The organism is Stenotrophomonas sp. GL_101 (assembly GCF_057835675.1).
In genome coordinates, this window is record NZ_CM174432.1 from 2,349,621 (window position 1) to 2,372,212 (window position 22,592).

The 22,592-nt window shown below is 64.2% G+C and carries 5 protein-coding genes; all 5 read left to right on the plus strand.

Annotated features, from left to right (window positions below):
• Nucleotides 1-41 precede the first annotated feature (41 nt).
• The 5 genes from AC3IR9_RS10445 to AC3IR9_RS10465 are packed head-to-tail and all read left to right on the plus strand — an operon-like array spanning nucleotide 42 to nucleotide 22,443.
• Complete coding sequence (locus AC3IR9_RS10445; RefSeq protein WP_489295649.1) at nucleotides 42-5,570, plus strand: hypothetical protein; 5,529 nt, start codon at nucleotides 42-44, stop codon at nucleotides 5,568-5,570.
• The gene (locus AC3IR9_RS10450; protein ID WP_489295650.1) at nucleotides 5,567-9,274 is read left to right on the plus strand and encodes a hypothetical protein; all 3,708 of its coding nucleotides are present in this window, start codon (nucleotides 5,567-5,569) and stop codon (nucleotides 9,272-9,274) included. The genes AC3IR9_RS10445 and AC3IR9_RS10450 overlap by 4 nt, the downstream gene beginning before the upstream one ends.
• A complete protein-coding gene (locus AC3IR9_RS10455) occupies nucleotides 9,262-10,515 on the plus strand; it encodes an MBL fold metallo-hydrolase (RefSeq protein WP_489295651.1) in 1,254 nt (417 codons plus the stop codon). The genes AC3IR9_RS10450 and AC3IR9_RS10455 overlap by 13 nt, the downstream gene beginning before the upstream one ends.
• Nucleotides 10,512-17,903 (plus strand): LysM peptidoglycan-binding domain-containing protein, encoded by a 7,392-nt coding sequence (locus tag AC3IR9_RS10460; RefSeq protein WP_489295652.1) that lies wholly within the window; start codon nucleotides 10,512-10,514, stop codon nucleotides 17,901-17,903. The genes AC3IR9_RS10455 and AC3IR9_RS10460 overlap by 4 nt, the downstream gene beginning before the upstream one ends.
• On the plus strand, nucleotides 17,830-22,443 hold the full coding sequence (locus AC3IR9_RS10465) for a hypothetical protein (RefSeq protein ID WP_489295653.1): 4,614 nt from the start codon (nucleotides 17,830-17,832) through the stop codon (nucleotides 22,441-22,443). The genes AC3IR9_RS10460 and AC3IR9_RS10465 overlap by 74 nt, the downstream gene beginning before the upstream one ends.
• The last annotated feature ends 149 nt before the right edge of the window (nucleotides 22,444-22,592 follow it).

The following is a 22,592-nucleotide window of genomic DNA, read 5'->3' on the forward strand; positions in this document are numbered from 1 at the left end:
CTCTTGTTCCTGGCCTGCCCTCCATCGTCTCGCTGAGCTGCGTGAGCACGCTCATTCGCGGGGAGTTCGACTTTGTTCCCTCGCGTACCGTCACCCTTGGGCTGTTCCAGCGCTCCGTAACGGGCCAGCCGTTGGCGACAGCGACCAGTTCGGGGGCTGCCGCCAGCATCTTTTACCAGGGGGCACTGGATCCTACCGTTGTCTACTACGTCGCTCTCGCCTTCGACCCCGCCAATGGCCCGTGGGGTCTGCCCGTGGTCCTGGTCTGGCAGGCCCCTGCACTGTCGGTAGCTTACAACCGGCTGGAGCGCATCAACCTGGCCTGGACCTTGCCGGTGCAGACCACGATCAGCCAGGTGCGTGCAACCCTGTACAACACCAGCACCTGGACCCGTGTGGCAACGGGGCTGTTCTCAGGTAGCGGTGCCGAGCTTGTGCTGCCGGTCCCTCTGGATCCGCAGGCTACCTACAAGATCTCGCTGATTGGAACCCATGGTGTTTCCGCAGGCGCTGAGGCACTCTCGCCACCGCTCTCATTCGCCTCACCTGCGATCAGCGCCGTCGGCTACACGGCAGCGGGGCCGCAGGCGTGTACGTTGACGGTCAGCCTGCAGGACCCCGTGCCCGCGCAGACCAGCGTTTGCGCGCAGCTCTTTCGCGATGGCGCCGTTGTCCAGCAGCAGACATCCGGCAGCGGCCCAGTCACCTTGGCGCTCAGTCGCCCGTTGGACCCGCGCTCGAACTGGCAGATCCGCACCAACTATGTTGCTGGTGTGTTGTCGGGCCCACCGGGCGCCCCGTTTGTCGTGGACGTGCCAGGTGCGCCACCGATCGCTTCGGTGTTCTACGCCGGTGGCAGCATTGTGGTCTCACTGGCAAAGCTGCCTGTTCCACGAGCAGCGGTGGCCCTCTTCCGCGGCTCCCCCGCGGGTAGGAACTGGATTTCGTCAACAACCATCGAAGGCCGTTCGGCCAACCTGACGGTGGCAGCCGGGGTACTCGATCCTTCTTTTGAGTACACGGTGGCAGTGACGCTTGATGCAGCTGCAGCTGTCGTCGCCTGGGGGCCAGCAACGCCGCTGGTGTGGCAGCAGCCGACACTGGGGGTGGTCAGCGTTGCATCCGATGGCGTGGACATCGGATGGACGCTCCCTGTTGCCACGACGATCTCGTCGGTCACTGCAGTGCTCTATGACAGCACCGAAGAGGCGGTTGTGGCCTCCGGAACATTCAACGCGCAAGGGGGGCGCCTGTCCCCTGCGCTGCCGTTTGATCCGAGCCACAGCTACACCGTTTCTATCGCAGGAACCAACGGCATAGCAAGCGCTGAGCCGGCTGTCTCGCCGCGGCTCATCCTTGCCGCGCCCCAGGTTTCCGCTGCCGTCTATACATCCCTGGCGGTTCCCAACAGCTATCAGGTTACGGTCACCGCGGCGGTTGGCGACTCACCGCCGGGGACCGTTGTTGGGCAGCTGCTCGCCGACGGTGCGATCGTGGCGACGCAGGCTGCCGCAGGCAGTACGGTGACCTTCGCACGCAACCAGCCATTGGACGCTTCGGTCACCTGGCAGGTGGCTCTGGCGTATCGATCCGGCCTGGTGGTTGGCCCTGCGGGCATGCCGGTCACCATCCCACGCCGGCCGCCCCAGCTGGTATCGGCCGTGTACGACGGGAGCACTTTCAAGGTGGCCTGGAGTGAGGTTGGTGGCGCAGGCGCGACCATCATCCGGGTAGACGATGGGATCGTGGTTGGCCAAGTGACGGCTACGGATGGCTTTTCGGCCACTATCGTGCCCCAGGTGGCGATAGAAAGCACAAAGCGTTATGCGCTGATCCTTGTGCCGGTCACCGGGAGCGCGCGAGGCATTGCTTCAACGCCGATTCCGCTGATCGTTTCCGCGCCCTCGTTGACCGGCATTCAGACCTCTTCGCTGCAGGCAAGGGTGGATCTGGCCGGCGTCGATCCGGCCGCAACGACCACCGAGCTGCTGCTGGGCACTACTGACGGAAGTCTGTTGGTGACGCCTGCTGGTCTGAAGGGGGGCTTCACTGCCCTGCCCCATTCGGCGAGCGGCGGGTTGACCCTGGCAGCAAGGGCGAGGGCCGGCGGTATCCTCGGGCCGCCTTCGACAGCCACGCCACTTGTTCTACTCGCACCCACGATCAAGGACATCTCATTCGATGGCGAGGCAGTCAGCGGCAGTGTCACGCTACCTGCCGGTCCGGTGCTGGACACACCCGTAGCGACGATCACACTCCTTGTCGATGGCAGCCCATTGGGCGAGCCGGTGCGGGCCAATGCGCAGGGCGCGTTCTCACTTCCGGCCACGCCCGCCGGCGGCATCGGCCTCAGCCTGATCGCCGCCTTGAGCGGCACCGCATCCGGGGCGGCCCTTATCGGGCCTTCATCGCTTGCCGTGCCGGTGCTGTCCTGCGAACCCGAGATTGCCTCTGCCTCACTCACCCAGGTCGGCGACTCCGCGTGGAAGGTGGCGGCACAGTGGCGCGCTCCCGCCGGAACTGCCGTTGAGCGCTATCGCGTCACCCTCGCGCAGACGGACGCGCCGGCGACGCAATGGACCGTGACCGGTACCTCATTGCTCCAGGATGCCCCTTCATTTGATGTCAACAAAGCCCTGGCATTGACCGTTCAAGCCATCGGCAACCATTGCGTTGGACCCCGTAGTCGTCCAATGAGGTTCCTGCCATCTGCCATTGGCACGGTGAGCGCGCGCGTCGATGGACGCCAGCTTTCCGCCACCTGGGCGACCCGCACTGTTGCCGGTTCCCCGTCGGGGTTCCGGCTGCGATTGGTGGAATCCACGGCCGATGGAGGCTGGGTGACGGTGGCCAGCAGCCCCGAAGCTGCCGCGACAACCGCAGTACTGCCGCTGCCCTCGGCGCGCCTGGATGCCAGCGCCGTGTTCGGCGTGGCGGTGGATGCTGCGGTGGGGGGCGCATGGGTATCGACTCAGGCGGTAACCCGGTTGCTGACCACGGCTCCCTCGATTGCCAGTGCTGCCGCGCTCGCTGAAGGCAGTATCGCGCTTGGATGGGCCTGGCCGGGCGGCAACGCGCCGGCCGGGGTCGATGGCTACATTCCTGTCGTGCTTTGGAATGGCAATGAAACCCCCCTTCCCGCGGTTCCAGCCACGCCGCTGCAAGCGACGATCGCACTACCGCCCACGATCCCGGCAGGCGCCTGGATTGCCCTGCGCGCAGTCTCGGCAACTATCATCGGCCCGGCGGGGGACGGCGTACCCCTGCTCACCGAGGCCCCTCGCAGCGTGAATGTCGACTACGGCGGCACAACGCTCCTTGCCTCTTGGAGCCGGTCGACCCAACGGGACGTCGACAGCTACGTCGTGACCTTCACGCTATCGGGCGAAGACCCCGTTGTTCAGACCACGGCAGAAACCCGTTGGCAAAAGCCCATTGTGCTTCCGCCGGGAAAGACGGCCACGATTGCGGTGGCGGCGGTGGCCGGAGCAGCCACCGGTCCGGCTTCACCCACGGTTGCCGCAATTCAGGCAGTGCCGGCGATCACCCGTGTCGCTTTTGATGGATCCAGCATCACTACGGCCTGGACGGAAGTTGCTGGCAGCAACGGCTACGTCGTGGACGTCACCTCTGTCCGCACTGGAGTGGTCAGGTCAATCAATACCAACGGAGCCAGTGCGGTGCTTCCCGTCGTCCTGGACCCTGCACAGGCCTTCAGCGTCAGGGTGCGCGCAGTGAATACGTCGACGTCCTCGGCAGCTGCAGGACCTCGTGCGTCGGCCAGGATCATCACCCAGGCGCCGGCAGTCCAATCCATTGGTTTCAGCTCCGACGAAAGCTGCACCCTCACTTGGATGAGCGTGCCGGACGTGACCGGGTATCGGCTGCTCATCGCCAGCAGTGGCGCCGATTCCATCAGCCGGGATGTTCCGGCATCCCAGGGTCCGACGGTCAGCATCACACTGCCGACCGGCACCTTCAACGCGAGTTCCGCATACAGCGTGGCGGTCAGCGCAGTCGCAACGGTCGACGGCTGCACGTTCAACGGTCCATCGGATAAGCCGGTTCCAATCATCACGCATGCACCCAGCGGGTTGTCTGTTACCTTCAACGGCTCAATTGCCGTCGCCACGTGGGATCCCCTGCTCGATGCCAGCGTAACCGGCTATCGCGTCTCCCAGCTGTCCGGCAACGTTTCAACAATGTTGGGTGAGACCAATCTCACCCAGCTAAGCGCCCCACTTGCGACCTGGACTGCGGCCGACAGCATCGTGGTACAGGCCATCACCGCCCAGCCGGCGTCGGCACAGCTCAGCGGGCCAGGTGCCCGATCGCCCCTCACCCAGCGTGCGTTGTTCCTCTCCAGTGGCCCATCAGTTTCCTACATTGCCCCGGCGCGCATCAGTCCGGTAACCCCGTCCGTAGTCACCGTGCTGTTACCGGACCTGTTCCCAGCGGCGCCGGTGTCGCTGCCCAACGCTCCGCCGTTCGAGGTGGCGCTGATCGGCCCGGCACCCGGTACGGGGTGGCAGCCTGGACTGTGGTATCAAATCGCCTTTGCCGCCGACAGTGCCGTCTGGGATTTTGCCGGCCAAGGATCCGGGCCGATCCGCACCACCGTGCGGGATGCGTACCGCTCTTTCCTGAGCCAACTGCACGATGCAAGCGCATCGCCGCTGGCGATCTCCACCGTGCAACAGGCAATGGCGCGGGCAATGCCGCAGACCTTTGCCGAGACCCTCTACTACTCCTACGGCGTGGATTTCGCCGGCGGCTACTTCGATCTACGCCCGGGCATGGTCCTGCGCGTGGAGTACGCCGCTTACCAGGGGTTGGGAGCGATGCCAGACTCGCAGTATCTCTCCGGCTTTGTGACCAGTGCGACAGCCGAGTACGAGATTGCCTCTTACTCAACCGACGGAAAGTGGCTGGTTGGCCTGGATGCCTTCCTGGCCAACCTTGCCGGTGCGCACGGGCTCAACATCAACCCGGCACCGCCGCAGCAAGGCAAGTCCTACGGTGGTGCTGGCGCCATCGATGCCTTCTTCAGCCAGTTCGAGCAGCCCTTCCTGAGGCTTGTCTATGCGCCGGATCTGCTGGCCAACAGCAGTACGGGCTCGGCCATCATTCAGCGCAATCCAGTGCTCATCGCCGCCAACAATCTGGATGATATCGAGGCGGCAACGCGCAGCCTGCGCCGGGGCAATCCGCCAGGCAGCGAAGTAGCTGCCGTTTACCTGCGGGGACGGGCCACATTCAGTGCGGCCATTGACGTGTTCGTCAATGGTCACCGCCAGCGGGTTCCAATTGGTACGACGATCGGCAACGTACTGTCGGCGCGCGCCGCCCGCCCCCCCGTTGCCGGCCTGTCGTTGGTCGGCATCCGCTTGCTGCGAAGCGGCGGCGCAACGATCCTGGCCGGCGACAGCACCTCTACCTTCACACCGGGCGAAGGGTTGGAGGTGCGATTGGATTGGACATCCGGTATTGCCGCTGCCCCCAGCCGCGACTGGCTGGACCTGCCGCTGCTCCATGGTGACCGCATCGAACTATCCGGAGCCGCCCGATGAGCGGGGCGCAACCCATCTTCTCCCGTGTCGCACAGTCCCCACTGTACTGGCTTGATTCGCTCAATCCGATCACCGGATATCTTGCTGACAGTGGTTCGATGCTAGGCACCAATCCAACGCTCGGTGACACCTGGGCCAACCGCGGCGGTACCTACCTGCTGTTGGGCCAGCCCATTGCCGATGCGTTGGCGTTCCTTGGGGAACTGGAGGCTTACCTGGGCGCCTTCCATGCGGGCGGCGCACCGCGATTTCTGTGGATACTTCAGCCCAACCAGGGCTATCTGACCTGGTCCGTCAGGGAGTTGACCGTTGCACCGGGCCACGCTGCGGGTAGCTGGGTGATCGCACAACGGCTGGATTTCGATTTTGCCGACAACGCACTCATCGTGCACAGTGGCGGCACGATTGGCCCGGCAGATGGCGGAGACCTCGGGTGGGGCTTCGCGCTGGGCGACAACGCTTCGTCGGCGCCACTGACCTTCTATAGCACCGGCGGACAATTTGACGCAGCCTTGGGCACCTCCTCGCTTTGCATGGCTGGTGATGCTGCCGGTTGCTGGCGTGCGCGCCTGGATCTCCCCGCCCCGTTGGATGCGACCGATGCATTTGTCCAGCTGGGATGTTCCATTCGCTACTTCACCGCTCTTCCCGACACCGGACAGATTCACGCACTAACCTTCCAGGTCCTGCGTCAGCCGGACGCTACGCCTTTCTCTCTCTATGCCAATCTGGATGCGCAGCGCCCGCTTGACACCGGGCGCACGAACTTCGGGTTCTTCTCATGGAGCAGCCCGCAAACGGCGCCGACCTTCTCCTCCGGCTACGCCACTGCACGCGGCCATGCGGTCGATCTCATTCCGCAGGCCTTCAATCCCGCTGGCGCACCGCCAGCGCGGCTGGTGTTTGCGATCGCACCCTTCTATGCCACCGAGTCGTCACCTGGGGGCTACTACCTGACACTCGAGGGCGGGTTCGGTCTTGGCATCGTTGCCCGACAGAGCGGGACAACCGCGATTGAGCGTTTGGTTTGCGGTGCATCGGCGCTTGAGTACCTGGGCGTGCCGGGCACGGGTGGGTCGACACTGCTGTTCGTCCCCGGCCAGGCCGCCTACGCCGATCACCAGGGGAATGATGGCCTGGGTGCCCTTACCGGACTGGGCACCACCGCCTGGGTCTACGCTGCCGCGTCATCGGGACAGCGCATCGGCTATTTCGCCCAGCCCGAAGATGCACCGTTCTACACCGCGCGGGATACGATTCAAACGAATCCTGAGGGTGGGGAAGGCACCACGCCATTCCTGGACTTCCTCGAGGTGCGTGCCTCCACGCTATCGCCCCCCGCCCCCGGGCTCGCCTTCCCCATGGCGCCGTTCCGCAACCTGCCTGCTGACATGCTGCTCGATGCACTGCAGGTCGAGCAGCTTGCCTTGGCGCCCATGCGCCGCAGCGTGCTGACCCGAATGGCGACGGCACGGGTTGCTCACTCCTCCGCCTCCCTGCTCCTCCCGCCCGTTGCAGAGGAGGCGCTGCCTGTGGCGGCCACGGTCGGTGTCACGCCCCAGGGCATGGCGGTAGGCATGGACGCCGACGGACAGCATTGGGTGTGGAGCGCATTTGGCCAGGCCGCAGCAAATGGCGCGGAGCCCGACCTGCGCTTCACCTCGGTCACAGGAGAGTTCCGTCAGGCGTTGCTGACCAATAACCTGTTCATGGTTCTGGGCAACGCCGAGGTCTTCAAGACCGCAGGATCGGTCGAGTACCGCCTCACCCTGCTTGACCTGGACGTTATCGAGACCTTGCCCGGTGGCGGCGGCCTGCCTGCGGACGTCATCGCCGACGTGCGCAGTTACATGGCCGCACAACGCTATCCGGTCTACATCGACCTTCTTCATTTCCGCGCGGCACTGAACAATGCCCACCCAGGCATCACCGATGCGCAGGCGCGCGTGTTTCAACGGTTCGCAGGCAGGCTCTCGCCGATTGTCGATGGCTGGACGTTCCGCATGTCGCCGGACAACTGGACCTCTCCTGGCCGTCGCGGCCAGACCAACGCCTACCTGATCTACAAGTTCAACCTCGGCCGCAGTCTGGCCGACATGGCCGCAGACGTGTCGACCTGGGCCTGGCCTGAGGTGGCAAGCCCCAGCGGTGACCCGACCACCGCCAGCGCTGACATCCTGCAGATCATCGCCACCGCCGCCGGTCGAACCAGCGCGAGCAGCGCGCTGTATGCGCCGTTCAATCGACTGGTCAACGACCCGAACTGGACAGGGGTGCTTGCGCTGTCGGTGGAGGTTCCGCTCGATCAGCTCCCTGCCCCGCTCCAACCACTGGCGGCGGGAATCGACCCCGGCGCCTTCTACGCCCACCACGTCGGCATCGCAGCAACCCCCTATCAGCTCCTGAACGGCGCGCTCGACTTCCAGCGCAGCACGTTGTTTGGACTGATCGACTATGAGAACCAGGAGCACCAGTACTTCGCCGAGAACATCCGCTTCGCCTTCCGCGTGCTGCAGCTGAGTGTTGGCTTCCAGAATTCCGTGGTGACCACCTTCGCCAGCCGCGTTGAACTGATGATCAACCGCCTGTTTGGGGCGCCCGCGCGCCTGTTCCCCACCTCGCAGGGAAACAACATCATCCTCACCGGCGCCCATCAGGTTCAAACCCTTCCCGATGGCAGCGAACACGACACGTATGTATTTGCGATGGACGGCCAGAACGAGTTCGCGCTCGACGGACTGGTACTGCAATCGGTGCAGCTGATCGCCACCGACATGGTCACCGCCCAGGCCGCGTCGGAACAGCAGGGTGCGACCGTCACCGCGACCTTCAGGATGAGCGGAAATCTGCGCTTCTTTGAACCTGACCACTTCGACCCCTTCTGCTGGGGACCGGCAGGCGATGGCACCGACGGCTACCTTCGTTTCGGCAATCTATCGGTGGACATGCAGTTCAACCTTGGCGATCCAGAGAACACCACGGTGTTCCGCCTCAACGATGGCGCGCTGTCCTTCGATCCCGCCAACAGCGTGGCGCGCCCGAACTCACTGGTACAGCGCTTCCCGGTGCGGTTGGCCGCACTCATCACCACGCCCGACCCCGCGCTGCCCCAGGCGGCCAACGCTGACCAGGCCGGCGTGCCACTCAGTCCGGAACGCATGGGCTTTGTCTCAGTGAGTGCTCCCATCGACCAGGGCGTGCTGAGTGAGCCCTGGTACGGGCTCAACTATACGATCGACCTGGGCACGCTGGGGGCGCTCGCCGGCAGCGCCAGCCTCTCCCTTTCGGTACTGGCAGGATGGAGTCCCGGAGTGGATGGCGTCACGCCCAGCATGTATGTAGGCGTCAAGCTTCCCGGCACGAAGGAGGCCTTCGGCGTCAGCCTGCCCGTACAGGGAATACTCAAGCTTGGCTTCCGCTCGATAGAGTTCCTGGTGGACAACCCGCAGGACCAGCCGAGAACCTACACGCTACGGCTGCGCGACTTCGCCCTGCGGGTCCTTGGCCTGAGCTTCCCGTCCGGGCACAACGACATCGTGCTGTTCGGGAACACCGACCAGAACGCAACCGACAAGGTTGGCTGGTATGCAGCCTACGCACAGGACGACGCCCCCGCCGCCGGGGCAGCCCGTACAACGCGCAGCACTATTTCGCAGGTACGCGCCCTGCCCCGCCCGAATCGAGATGTGCAATGGCCGCACTGACGCGTGTCGCGGTCCTGTTCTGTGGCCAGGGCATGGCGACGTTGATTGAACACCACCCCGACGGCAAGGAGGACGGGGTACCCACTGAGCTGGTGCTCGTCGACTTCGGCGGCAACCAGCGCTACGCCGACGAAGCCTCCAGCTACGTGGTGGAAAAACTGAAGGAACAGAAGGCCGCGGGCATGGATCCGAACCTCAATACCGTGATCATCTCGCACCAGGATGGCGACCACGTGTCGCTGCTGCCTTCATTGGAAACGGCAATCCGGGCCGCAGGCATCGAGCCAATATGTGACAACTGGTATCTCGGCGGATGCAACTGGTCCAAGACCAACCAGAAGAAGGTTCAGTCCTTCGCAACGTTCATGAGCGACGATGACGATGCCGACCTGGCGTTCAACGAGCCCTTCGACACCAGCTACGGTAGCGCGTCGACGCGCGCCAAGGTGGGGTACCTGACAAAATTCGGCAAGACCTTCATTCGTGTCGTGGTATCGGGGCTGAAGCTGTCCAGTGGCGGTGAAGACATCATCCGCAACGCCTCGTCCTCGGTTATCTGCGTTGAGAATGGTGAGTGGTCGATGATACTGCCAGGGGATGCGACGTATCACACCATGGCAAAGGTCAATGACTTCTATACGAAGTGGAAGAAGAACCCTCTCATCCCAACGGTGTTTGCATTGCAGATTCCACACCATGGTGCGTTGCGCACCGCGGTAGAGAACTACGATGCGCAGAAGCCGATAGACAAGATGAACTTCTCGATCATCAAGACATTCGCAACCAACCTTTCACCGCAGCAGGTCGTCGCCAGTGCAGGGCCACGAAACAGTCATAACCACCCGATCAAAGAGGTCATCGACGTGTTCGATGGCACGCTGAGCACGTCCTACTCGCGCACCTATGTTGCCTATGTCTTCAGCAAGAAGAAGGCCACCAAGGATGCCGGCTGGGAGCAGTTCACAACGACCAAGGGCATTCAAACGACGGTCCACCAGATCAATGGATCAATGCAGTACGGAAATGTTTTCTACGACATCATGGATTCGACCGCACTTGGCCAGCAGATCCCGGCGGTGTCCTTCCAGCCGCGTGGAACCTATCAGGACCTGCTGGCCCGCTACGGCGAACTCGCCGCAAGCGACGCGTGGTTGCGCGATGCGATGCAAGCCGATGCGGCGCGCGATGACGACAGCCCCCTGCGTGCGCCCACGCCCACCGCCGATGAGCTCAAGTCGTGACGACCCCAGCGAGCCTTTACGCGGATTTCCTGGCGCTGATCAGCGCCGGAACGCTCTCTGGCGACGCACCCGCTGGGCTGGCCACGCTCCTGGCCAAGCTGGGTGTGACCAGCCTCGCACTTGGCAATGGGCAAGCCGGGCAGACGGTCAGCGGCGCCTGGATGACCGGCAGTACCCGGTTTCGCAGTACCGACTGGCGCTTCACTCTCGATGGCCAGCCCGCTGCGCGCGGCGAGGCCAGTAGTCCGGCAGAGCTGACGCTGACGCTGACGATTGCAACGCAGGACGTCCCCTGGACCTTCTCCCAGGCGTTTCCAGATCAGCAGTTGCCGAAAAGCCGACGTGCCAAGAGCACGATGGTGCCTGCTCCACGTGGACAGGGCTTGGTTCTGGGCCCTTCTGTGGTGGCTCCATTGGTTCTGGAGTCGCCGACGATTGGTGTTGTCAACTACCCGGCGGGCGTTGCCCCGTTGCCCAGGCTCTCGGGCTGGCTCAGGCTTACCGGCAGCAGCCTTGCCCCCTACATCGATTACCTTGGAAGCGACCGCTTGCGCCTTGAGGGGAGCGTCGACCTGGGCAATCCCGCCCAGCCGATCTTCTCCCTGGACGCCCCCGCCCCGAACGCGACAACCGGCTTTGGCCCGCATGTGGCGCTGGATGCTGTCGGACTTCGGCTGCGCAACGATTATCCCGACCCGAGTCCCCTGCCCTTGCAGGGCGCGCCTACGTCAGCGGCAATGCTCTATGCGACCTTCTCGGCCGATACCGTGCCCAGAACAGTCCTGGACATGAGCACGCCGCTCCTGATCGGCGACCACATCTGGCCCATCTACGTCTCCTTCGGCAAGAACCCCCTGACGCTCGGCACCGGGGCGCAGATGCTCGGCAAGCTGATCGGAGCGCCTGACGGCGCGTTTGACCTGCCTGCTGGCGTTCCGCTTCTCAATGCGTTTGGCGTGTCCGAGCTGGAGTTCGGGCTCTATCCGCCCGCCAGCGGGAATGGCCCCGGGGTCGCCTACTCATCCATCACGGTCGTTTCAACCGAGCCTTGGCAGCCGCCCGTTCCCTTTGTCCAGATCGATCAGGTGGGGGTGCGCTGGACATTTGACTGGTCAAGCGATCCCACACTGATGACGGCCTCAATCTGGGGCACGATGAGCTTCGGCGCAAAGAAGACCAGTTCGCTGGGGGCAATGGCACCGGTGGTGTACCGCGCGCCATTGGGGTCCAACGCGCCGGCCGATCCGCCCAAGGTAACGCTGACCGTGCGTATGGACATCCCGGACATGGCCTTCCTGGCCTATACCGAGAATCCGATCGAGCTGCCGATCGCCGATGCCTTCGCGGCGTACTTTTCCACCCCACCACCGGACGTTCCCAGGTCGTTGACGATCAGCGATGCGAGTTTCCTCGCCTCGCTACCCCGCAAGACCTACCAGGGCGAGATGACGGTGCTCGGCCAGTGGCCGCTGACGTTCGGCAACATCGTCTACAACCTCGATCGGATCGAATTCAGGGTACAGGTCTCGCAAAGTGCCGTTTCAGGCAGCATCGTCGGCACGGTATCCATGACCCTTCCTGAGGCAACGCCGGTGCAGCTCATGCTCGGCGCCGAGTACCCGGGCGACGGGCATTGGCTGTTCAGCGGCGAACTGGTGGGGGGGCCCATCAATCTGCCCAAGTTCGTGACGGCATTTCTGGGCTACCCGTATCCGGACTGGATGAAGAACGACACGTTCGTTCTTGAACTCACCGCCTTCTCGGTCAACTACAGCACCGCCCCTGGCAATCCCTACCGCGTTTCTGCAGGCGTGGCCGCCTCGCTGAAGGACACGGTGCTTGGCATTCCCGTCGCAATGACCGCGACAGCGAAGATCGAGCGGCAGACCCGCGAGAGCGGCGACGACGATCTCAATCCAGCGACGCAGACCAGCGGAACATTGAGCGGAAGCTTCAGTGTGTCCCGACTGAAGCTGACCGCCGGGCTGTCTTTCCGGGCCAATGAAAAGACCTACCTGTTCTCGGTGGCCTGGCGAAAACTGGTCCTGAGTGGAGCGACGGCATGGATAGGCAAGGATGCCGCTCGACACCAGATCCTGACGCTCCGTCTGTCCGGAGAGACGCTGGGCGGGGTCATCCGGTTCCTGGTGGGCCTGGCCAATCCCAATGCCAATTTCCGCCTCGATCCCCCCTGGGATTTCCTGGACACGATCGAGCTGGGCCGCTTCGCCGTCGTGATCGACCCCACGCTGGAGCAGGTCACGCTCACCTACGATCTTGGGCTTGAACTGGCGTTTGCGCGCATCGATACCGTAGGACTGCGGTATGACCGCAGCACCGGAACGCCACAGGTGAACGTTGTATTGACCGGAAAGGTGCTCGGCACCGCCTACACGCCCGACAAGCCGCTGAGCTGGGACGCCATCAACCAGGCCCCGCCCGCATTGCCTGGCAAGGGTCAGTCACTGTTCGATCTGCGCTACTTCGGACTGGGTCAGCACATCTCCCTGGACGGGATGACCCGCTACACCTCGATCGCCGAGGTGATCGAGGCCATGCGCGACGACATGAAGCAGGTTGACGATCTTCGCAAGAACCCGTTGCGCTCGGGAAAGACCCGCTTCGACGCCGCCAGCCAATGGCTGTTTGGCATCGATTGCAAGGTCATGGATACCGTCTCGCTCAAGTTGGTTCTGCACGACCCGGACCTGTACGGCGCCCTGATCGCGCTCTCCGGACCCGACGCGGGGTCGCTGGCCGGGCTGAGCTTCGAGCTGATGTACAAGAAAGTCACCGCTGATATTGGCGTGTTCCATGTTCGACTGCAGATGCCAAGCGCGTTCCGGCAACTCCAGTTTGGTGCGATCTCGGTGACCCTGGGCATCATCAACGTCGATGTCTACACCAACGGCAACTTCCTGGTCGATCTCGGCTTTCCGCACAATCGTGATTTCTCCGTCTCCTTCGGTCTTGAAGCGGGCATATTCAATGGACGGGGTGGCATTTACATCGGCCTGCGCGACGGGGCGACCTCTGATCGCGTACCCAGGATCAGCAACGGCACCTTCAGCCCGGTGATCGAACTGGGGGTTGGACTGGAGATCGGCGTCGGCCGCACCTTCAACAAGGGGCCGCTGAGCGCCGGTTTGTACGTCGACGTAGTGGTCATCTTCGAAGGCGTTCTTGGCTGGTTCCGCCCCGCCGACGCAGGCCGGCCCAACGCGCTCTACTACTGGTGCCGCGGCACGGCCGGCATCGTTGGCAAACTCTATGGTTCGGTTGATTTCAAGATCATCAGCGTGTCGGTCAGTGTGGAGGCGCACGCGTATGCAACCCTGACCCTGGCCTCCAACCAGGCGACCCTGATCGAACTGGACGTTGGCGTGTCGGTCAACGCCAAGGTCAAGTTCTTCTTCTTCTCCGTCTCCTTCTCGTTTGGCCTGCAGATCGAGGCATCCTTCACCATCGGCCAAAGCAGTGCGACGCCCTGGACCCTTCTTCCCGGTGAAAGCACCCGCAGCCGGATGTCGAGATCGAACCACGCCTATACCCCGCCCCGACTTCGGCCAGCACACGTCAAGTCGATCACGCGGCACGCCTATCGACTGCAACGTTTCGGTCACCCCGCATCACCTGCGCTGGCCGCTGCAGGCAGTGCAATTGCCCGATCCCACGCTGGGCCGCCGCAGGCGTTGCGGGGCAACGGCCTGGTCGCGGGCATCGGCGAGCCGACCGCGACGCTCTATCACCTGCAGTTCGCCAGAGATGCCGCCGTCTTCCCACAGGGTGAGGTTCGCAGCGGTGCGATCACGCTGGTGCCGGCGTTCACCATCGCCAACGTGCCTGTCGCCTGGAGCGCCGGGGGCGTGCCCCCACAAGATCCAGATCCGGATTACCGCATCGCGATGCTGCTTCTCGCCGATACGGCGGTGCCGCCCGATCCTGACACCATTGCTGACAGTCAGTGCCCGGACATCGGGTACAACGCGGTGGCCGTGGATGCGGCATCGACGACCTTCGGCAACCTTGTTGAGGGTCTACTGCGATGGTCTCTGGACGCACTGGGTGTAGCCGGTTCAACGGCGGTGGTGACGTTGGGCGCACTAGAGGAGCTGGTTGAGCAACTGGCGATGCCCGAAGCGGCCAACCAGGGCTTCACCTGGCCCAATATTGATGGCTTTTTCAGTCACAACCTGACTCTGGCGCTCAGCGCTGCGCCGGATGGGGAGCTGCCCGCTGTCGGGGTGACCGTGTTCCCGATGGTTCCAACACTGGAGTGGGAGAGCCCACAGCTGCCTCCCGAACAGGCGCAGCGCCAGTTCTGGAGCTATCAGCCGGTCGATGCCCACTATGAGACGCAGGCATTGGCCTACTTCGCACGCCTCGATGCGCGCGCGCCCAACGATCGTCCCAACATGGAACATCGTTTGCGGACTGCGGGGGATGACAGTGAGTCAATGGCCTCCTTCGTGTTCCGCGACTACTGCCTGATGGTCGCGCGGGCCGCCGCCCAGGCTGCGGTCAACCTGCTGTCGAGCTATCCGCACCACGTTGCGGCTACCGATAGCCTGGCAGGCATTGCCGCTAGCTTCCCGACCACGCAGGTGGCGTATGTCCGCCGTCCTGACGATGACGTCGACGCGGTTGCCGAGGTCTATGGATTGTCCGCAGCCGAGCTGGTCGCGCTCAACCCTGGCATCGTCGCTGCCATCTCGGCGACCCCGGTCGGGGCGATCATTGCCGTCACGCTCGGCGTCACCTCCCAAAGCATCGCCGGTGGCAACCCCTCCTGGCCGCTGGTGGCCGGTAAAACCGTAGCGCTGGGCGAGCTGATGGTCCAGATCCAGCCGGGCGATACCCTATCGGCGATTGCCGAGCACCACGATGTCGAGCTGGCATCGTGGATGGCCAGTCCCGCGCTGCTACGCGCGACGGGTGTCATCCGCGCCGGCGCCTCCGCTGCGTTGCCATCCTTCTCGTACGCCAATCCACTGGCGCTTCCTCTGGAGACAGTGGCGGCGGCATTCTGGGTGCGATTGTCGGGCTATCCGGTCCAGACCTCGTTGCCCGACTCAGCCTGGTATGCCGAAGCGATCGCCGCGCTCAATCCGGACGCGATCCCGGTCGATGGTCCGCTCCCCCCCACGCTGTTGGTGCCGGCCCAGTTCGATCAGGACACGCCTGCCTCACCGGCAGCGCCACTGACCTGGAGAACCTTGCCCGGTGACACCCTGGACAGCGTCGCAGGCGCAGTCGCGGCGACCCAGAGGGGCACTTCTGATCGTGTCTACGCCGCCTGGCTACAGGCGGTGATTGTCGCCAATGCAACGCCGCTGCCCGGCCATACCATCGCGATGCCGACAGATGCGGTGCTGGTAGTACGGCCAAACGATACGCTGGCCATGTTGCGGCTCCGGCTTTTGATGGATGGCTCCGAGCCCGATCAGCAGGCTGGTTTCACCGCGTTGATGGCAGTGGCCGACGTGCTGACCCCGCTCGCGATGCTGGCCGTGCCTGGCGCCCAGGGAACCACCGCCGATGGCCAGACGCTGCTGGCCTTTGCGCAAAGCTATGGCTTGCCGCTCGAGGACCTCGGTGCCCGCATTCAGCACGCCGCCGGGGTACTGGCGGTAGTTCCGGACAGTGCCCTCAAGATTCCAGTCGTCCCAGCGCTACAGTTGGACAGCCTGATGAGCGCGCTGCACGACCCCAGGGTTGAGGCCGGTATAAGCGGCCAGATCGCTCGATTCATGCTGCACGGCGCACGGCTTCCGGCGCCGGTGCTGGTCGATGGGACATACCAGGCGACCGGTCCAATGACCGGTCTTTACGAGCTTGTTGGGCAACAGGTTGTTGGCCCACCGCCGGGTGACGGCGGGCCGTCGCTGGCACTCTCGTTGACGATGCGCCAGGGGCAGCCTTGCACGTGGCTGCGCTTGGCCGCCGCCACGACAGTCGCTGAAGGCCAAACACGGGCTGACCTGTCTGAGCGGCATCCGCAGATCCATGCGTTCAACACCGGTCTTTCCCGTTGGAGCGCCGAAGCAGCCTTGCCGGCAGGCATGGTGGTACGCACTGGCACTGTCGAATCGATCACGCTGGCGTTGACCGCTGCCCAGCTGATGGCCAACTACCCTGCCAACAGCTTGGTGCCGACGCTGCAGGGCGCCGTTTCGCCGCTGTGCCTTTACCGTGAAATGAGTGTGCGCCACGTGGTGACGCAGGCGATCGCCTGGCGCACGACGGTAGCACCGCAGCTACCCGGCCCGGTGAGCACGGGCAGTTCCCCCAGCGTGTGGCTGCTCCCCGCTGATATGAGGGCGATCTCCGCTCCCGGTGGGAGCCCGGCAAGCTTCTCATTGCGACAGGTGACGCCCCAGCAAACCGCTTCGACCGAGCCGGTAGCGCTTGATGCCTATGCATGGGGCACGCTCATCGACGTCGATGTCTGTGCCATACCAGGGTCACCGCACACCGTGGAGGTACTGGGTGCCGACACCGCCGATCGTCAGCGCCTGGCCAGCCTGCTGCAGTACCTGGGTGTCATTCAAGAGAGCAACGGTCAGCACAATGTACCTCCCGCAGGCGAAGGCGCGACGCTGATCCTGGCCTGGCAGCTGCCGGTGTCGTCCGGAACGCCAACGGCGCTCACGACCACCCCGTTGGACCTGGCGGCAACGTTCCTCGTCAAGGCCAATCTCTCCACCGAGACGCACAGCGGGGCGTCTGCAATCCGCACACGCCTGGACATGCCTGCACCGACCGCCGGTCCCTACTTTGCATCGGCTAACGACTCGGCCCAGTTCATGACACTGCTCTGGGAAGCCAGCGTGGTCGGCGGTGGCGGCTGCTGGTTGCGGGCGACGGGCGGTGAGGAGCCGATACCGCAGGGGATCTTCGATCAGGATGGACGTGCGACGTTGACGATCCTGATCCAGCTCGCGTCCCAATCAACCATCAACGGAACCGCCGGCTGGCCGGTGCGCAAGCTGTTCCCGTTCAACGATTGCGCCGTGGTCGGCGATGGGGTGGACCCTGGCTCCATCACGCTGTTTGCGCAGGCCAGCGAAGGCGCCGAACTTGACCGTGTAGCGACGGTGCCACAAGGCCAGGTGGGCTTCACGCTTGACCTGGCCAATCCGGGAAAAGATGCCACAGAGGGGAGCCAACAGCTGGCACTGCGCCAGCTGTACAGCTTGATCGGTTATCAGCTGACGGAAACGCCAGCCTTCACCGGCAGCGACGAGGGTCAGCCGGTGGGGCCAGCCGCCGCCAGTGCATCTGGATCCGCCGACGAAGACGTTCTGGAAGTTGATGCGCGTCGTACCGATCCATCGCTTCGCCAAAACCAATCCGCTGCTCGACCTGCCGGCCTATCCGCCGCGTGAGCTAAGCCCTTATGCCGGTATTGCAGGTGCAAACACGCAGGAGGGCTGGACGCTGGCCAAGGCGCGGGTGGCACTCTGGTTCCACGACGTGCTTGGCAATGCCTCTGCCGCCGCAGGCAACGCCCAAGGCCTTCCCCCAGAACTACCGGATACACCTGCAGCCAACGGGCTCGCCGACCTGGTGGCGGCCGTAGACGTGCCCGTAGGCTATACCGACGTCCTGATCGGGGTTGGCAGCTGGCCCTGCACCACCCTCAGCTATGAGGTGATCGCAGATCCTGCTGTGGGCGGACAGGCACTCTTGTTGGTGCGCGCCGCGCTGCAGGCCATCGCCTATCAACCTGGTGCAGGCGAAGGGGGCGATGCACTCCGTGGCAAGGCCGAGCGCGACCGCGATCGCTACGCCGCCATCTACTATCAAGTCATGCAGCCTGATCTGCAGGCAGCTGTTCTGACCAGTTTGCGCCAGTTGCGTGGCTCGGCACCGGACGTGGTGCCGGTGCCGATGGCTCCCCTGCGGTCGTTGGCCATTGGAACCTACGTCTTTGTCGGTGGGCAGTCCATGCGCCGCCGCTTCCTGGCCCAGACACCGACATCGATCAACGCCACCCTGGCCCACTTCGGAGTGTCCTACCGATCGCTGGGGAGCGCCAACGTGCATGTTCGGCTCGATGCCATTCTGGCCGGGCCGCACTTCGCGCTTCCGCAGTCGGTGATGTTCCGGGCGGGTCAAACCGTCGCGGAGGTGGCAGCGGCAGCGAAGCCGCCGGTGGATGCAGTACAGATCCTGCAGGACGACGACAATGTCCACCTCCCCCTGATGCCAGGGGTCGAGATCACGATACCGGCGACGGCCTTGACCGTACCAGCGTCAGCGATGACGCTACTGGCGCTGCTTGGCCTGGCAGGCTGCTCCCTGGAACGGCTGATCGCCGCCAATGCCGCGCGGCCAGGCCTATTGACGCCAGGCTTCATCTTTGAGTGCAATGGCATCCGCGTTCAGGTTGACGAAGCGGGTCCAGGTGCTGAAGCCACACTCGCTGGTGTGACGTCCGTCTTCAACGGTCGGGGGCTGCCCTTCAGCCCAGCGATGGTCGCTTCGCTCAATGCCGATCGACCGGGCCTTTTCCGCAGCGGCGCCTCCCTGGCGGTCGACGCTTACCTCCTCAAGAGCACCGATACCCTGGCGTTGAACGGAACAGGGGCCACCTCTGCCCAGATCGCGGCACTCAACACTCAAACCACGTCCCTCTTCCCGGATGGCACGCCGCTGTTCCTGCAGACCCTTCCAACGGCCCTGCCTGCCGGCGCTACGCTGGGCGAAATCGCTGCCGATGCGGCTATCGCTCCCGGCGATCTACTCCGCCACAATGGAACCGCTGCGCTCGCAACCGCGGCGCATGTGATTGTCCCAGGCTTGAGTGACTGGCCAGAGGACCTCACCGTGCCGACCTCGCCCTGTTCGATCCGGGCTGGGCAGACCCTGGCCGAGCTGGCGCCGTGCTTCGGGCCGCCGGACAGCAACCAGGCCACCCTGTCACCACTCGCGCTGGCCACCCTCAACCGTGCGATGCCCGCGGTGATCGCTGGAGGCCGCACCGTCACAATTGCTGGTAGCAGCGTCGATACGTTTGACGGTGACAGCTTCAATTCGGTCTGCAACCGCTTTGTCCCAGCGATTTCGCTCGATGCCCTGGTCGCCTCCATCGAGGCTACTCCGGGAGTGCTCGCCGCTGGCGGCCTTCTGGTGTGCCCGCCAGCGCGGCTTGGCACCGCGTCAACCGGGCAGCCAGGCGTAACCGCAATGGAGGCCGCTGCCCGCTTCGGGATTGATCCGTCCAACCTTCTAGGGGCAAATGCTGGCACGCCGGGGTTGCTGGTACCCGGGGTGGCACTGCGAGCATCCAGCACCGATACCCCGGAAAGGCCGTCGCCGCGGCAAACGATCGCCGCCGCGGACAGCATGACGGCTTTGTTGGAGCGCTTCGCTCACGACGGCATTTCCGTCACGATTGATGGCCTGCTCGCAGCCAACGGCGATATCGGCTTCCTCGCCGCAGGCGCGTCGCTGACCCTGCCTCCCGCAGACGCGCTTTGCCAGGCGCCGCTTGCGGTCCCCGCCGCGAGTGGCGGGTTGACCTGGCGCTGGCCCGATACCGTGTTCCCGATTTGCAGTTGGCTGCAGCTGGAGCGCGCCTACGCGCTTGCCGATCCAGGCTTGGCGGGCACACCTGAGCGCCCCTCGGCAGTCGTACGCGCTCGCACGGCGCTGGCAACGGCGCGTCAAGGCGTGCCCTCCAATGCTACGAAGACCGGTCCGACAACACTGGTAGGATTCGCCACCCAGCTCCAGGCTGCCATCGCCGGGTTGCGCGTAGCCACTGGCAAGACCCTGGCCGGGCAGCAGGAGACCGGTGGCACCGATGTGTGGGCGGTTGATTTCACTGCCACCGGCATTGCGTCGGTCACCGTTGCTCCCCCCGTGCCCGAGATCGCTGGCACGGCGGGCCCGCAGCCACGCAGCTTTGCGCTGCGGCCGCTGTCCACCGCGCTTGTCGCGCGACAGAACGTTCAGATAGCGGTTCTGGATCCGATCACCGGGTTGCTTGGCCAATCCAAGACCAGCGACTACCAGGGAATCGATCTTGACGTGTGGGCAAGCACCTTCTTGACGGACCTGGAGCATGTCATCTCTGCTGCTTATGTCACCAACGCCTACCTGGTGAACAGAGCCGCGCTGGAGACCATCATCGGCGCGAAGAAGTCACTTGCCGCCGCTATCGCCGACGGCCTCGATTACGTGCTGGCCGATGATGGAAATGCAAACGCGGATACCTACCGCGCATCTGCGGCCGAAGCGTTGCGTCAGTCGCTGCTGGTCTCCCTGACCCAGGGCTACCGGACGTCCGCGGTGATTCAGTATGCGACTGCCATAAACAGCGTGTTCGACAAGCCTACGGCACGGCTGTCGGGCGTACCTGTCGCCACCCTGTCCAGTGAGGATCCAACGCTGAAGGCGGCATCACTCAGCAACGGCAAGGTCTCGTTGAAGGCCGGTCCATCACTTGTCGATGTACTGGTGTCTGTGCCGGACGTGGCGGCCCACCGAAGCCTGACGATGCAGCTTGACTATCAGGTGGTCGAGCTGGAGTTCAACATTGCAGAGGTAGTCGATGGCTACGCGAGTTCGGATTGGCTGAGTTTCGTTACCCCAATTCACTCAGGCACACCGGGTGCGCTCGACCTTGCCCTGGGGACACCGACGGTACCCATTCCGCTGCGTGCCTATCCGCAGATGCCGACGCTGCTGGATCATCGCGCGATCCAGGCCAGAGCGCCCGCTTCGGTGAATGATGCGGTCCGCTGGTCTTATGCGTTCATGCTACGCCACCAGTCCACCGAGCAGGATCAGATCGAGATCACGCTCACCTTCAACGCCATTCCGACCACGGTGCGCAAGCGCACACTGGCCGAGGACGACCTGTTTGGCCAGTTGGCCCAGTACACCGAAAATGCTGCAGGGCTATCGGAGCTGCTTGCCGGGCTCGCCGATGGGCAGCCGCCTGGCGACGGGCCGCGGCTGGCCAATGCACTGGCCAGCTTTGCAGTCTGCGCCGCTGGCGTGGCCAGTGCCTGGGCGCGCCACTGGACCTCTTCGGCAATGGTCCGGCCCAGCTTCGTTCGAGCGGCAACCCGCGGTCCGGTGCAGGAGGTCTACGGGTTCAGCGCCAGCCTGGCGACAGACCAACGTGCCACGTGGTATCGCAGCCTCACGCTGGTACGCACTGCAACGCCGGAGGGAGGCAACCTGGCCTGGCCCACCGTTGCCTGCCTGACACCTGACGGCGTGACCCACCGCTTGACTCCCGTGGCTGGCCCCGTCGTGGGCATGGGAGAGGACCCTGGCGTGCAGTGCTATCTCTTCCCCACCGAGGAGGGAAAGCAGGTACCTGCGTTCGAACTGCTGAGTTTTGATTTCAGGTTCGACGGGTTGGCGATCGCGACCTATCAGAACGCGATTGCCAAGGTCGCGGTCGTTCGGAATGAACGACTGTTGGGGCCGGCAGGTGCCGCTACGCGTCCTGACTTCATCTACCGCACGCCGGTAGTGAGCTACCTGCAGCCGGTAGTGCCATTCATCGATGTTGCCACTTCACTGCCAGTTGGTCGCTGGTCCTATGACCCGGTGGCCTGCCCGCTGGAGGCCATGTTCACGACGATCTTTGACGGAGGCGCCCGCAATCGCACGATCGTCTGCGGAATACGCTACGGCTATCAGCTCGCCCCGGGAAACCCGCCTGACGTGCCGGTCCTGGAAACGCATCTGCCGGTCTACCAGACGCCTGCGTTCGTCTACTCCCCCACGACGGTGGCCGATATCTGCGCAAAGCTGGAGCAATGGAACCGGGGCAACCTGCCTGCTCAGGTTGATGGTCGCTGGACCTTCTGGATTGAACTGCACTCCTCGATTGACCCTTCCCTGCAGCGCCCGCTGCTGCGCCTGAAGAGCCTGGTCGCACCGCTGGTGCCTTCGGTGTGAGGACCGCCTGCAGGACGGCCGGACATCGCGCTGACCTGGGCAGGGCATGGATCCGCAGGCCGCGCGATGCCGGCGGATGCGTTGCACCGCGCGCCGGATGCGGGGCGTCTGCATTTGAGGTTGGCGCATGGCGCGGATGGGGAGGCGGT

What these genes read in the sequence shown, in the direction of transcription:
- AC3IR9_RS10450 (WP_489295650.1), top strand. Translation starts at nt 5,567, where the DNA reads ATGAGCGGGGCGCAACCCATCTTCTCCCGTGTCGCACAGTCCCCACTG.
- AC3IR9_RS10455 (WP_489295651.1), top strand. Translation starts at nt 9,262, where the DNA reads ATGGCCGCACTGACGCGTGTCGCGGTCCTGTTCTGTGGCCAGGGCATG.
- AC3IR9_RS10465 (WP_489295653.1), top strand. Translation starts at nt 17,830, where the DNA reads ATGCGCGTCGTACCGATCCATCGCTTCGCCAAAACCAATCCGCTGCTC.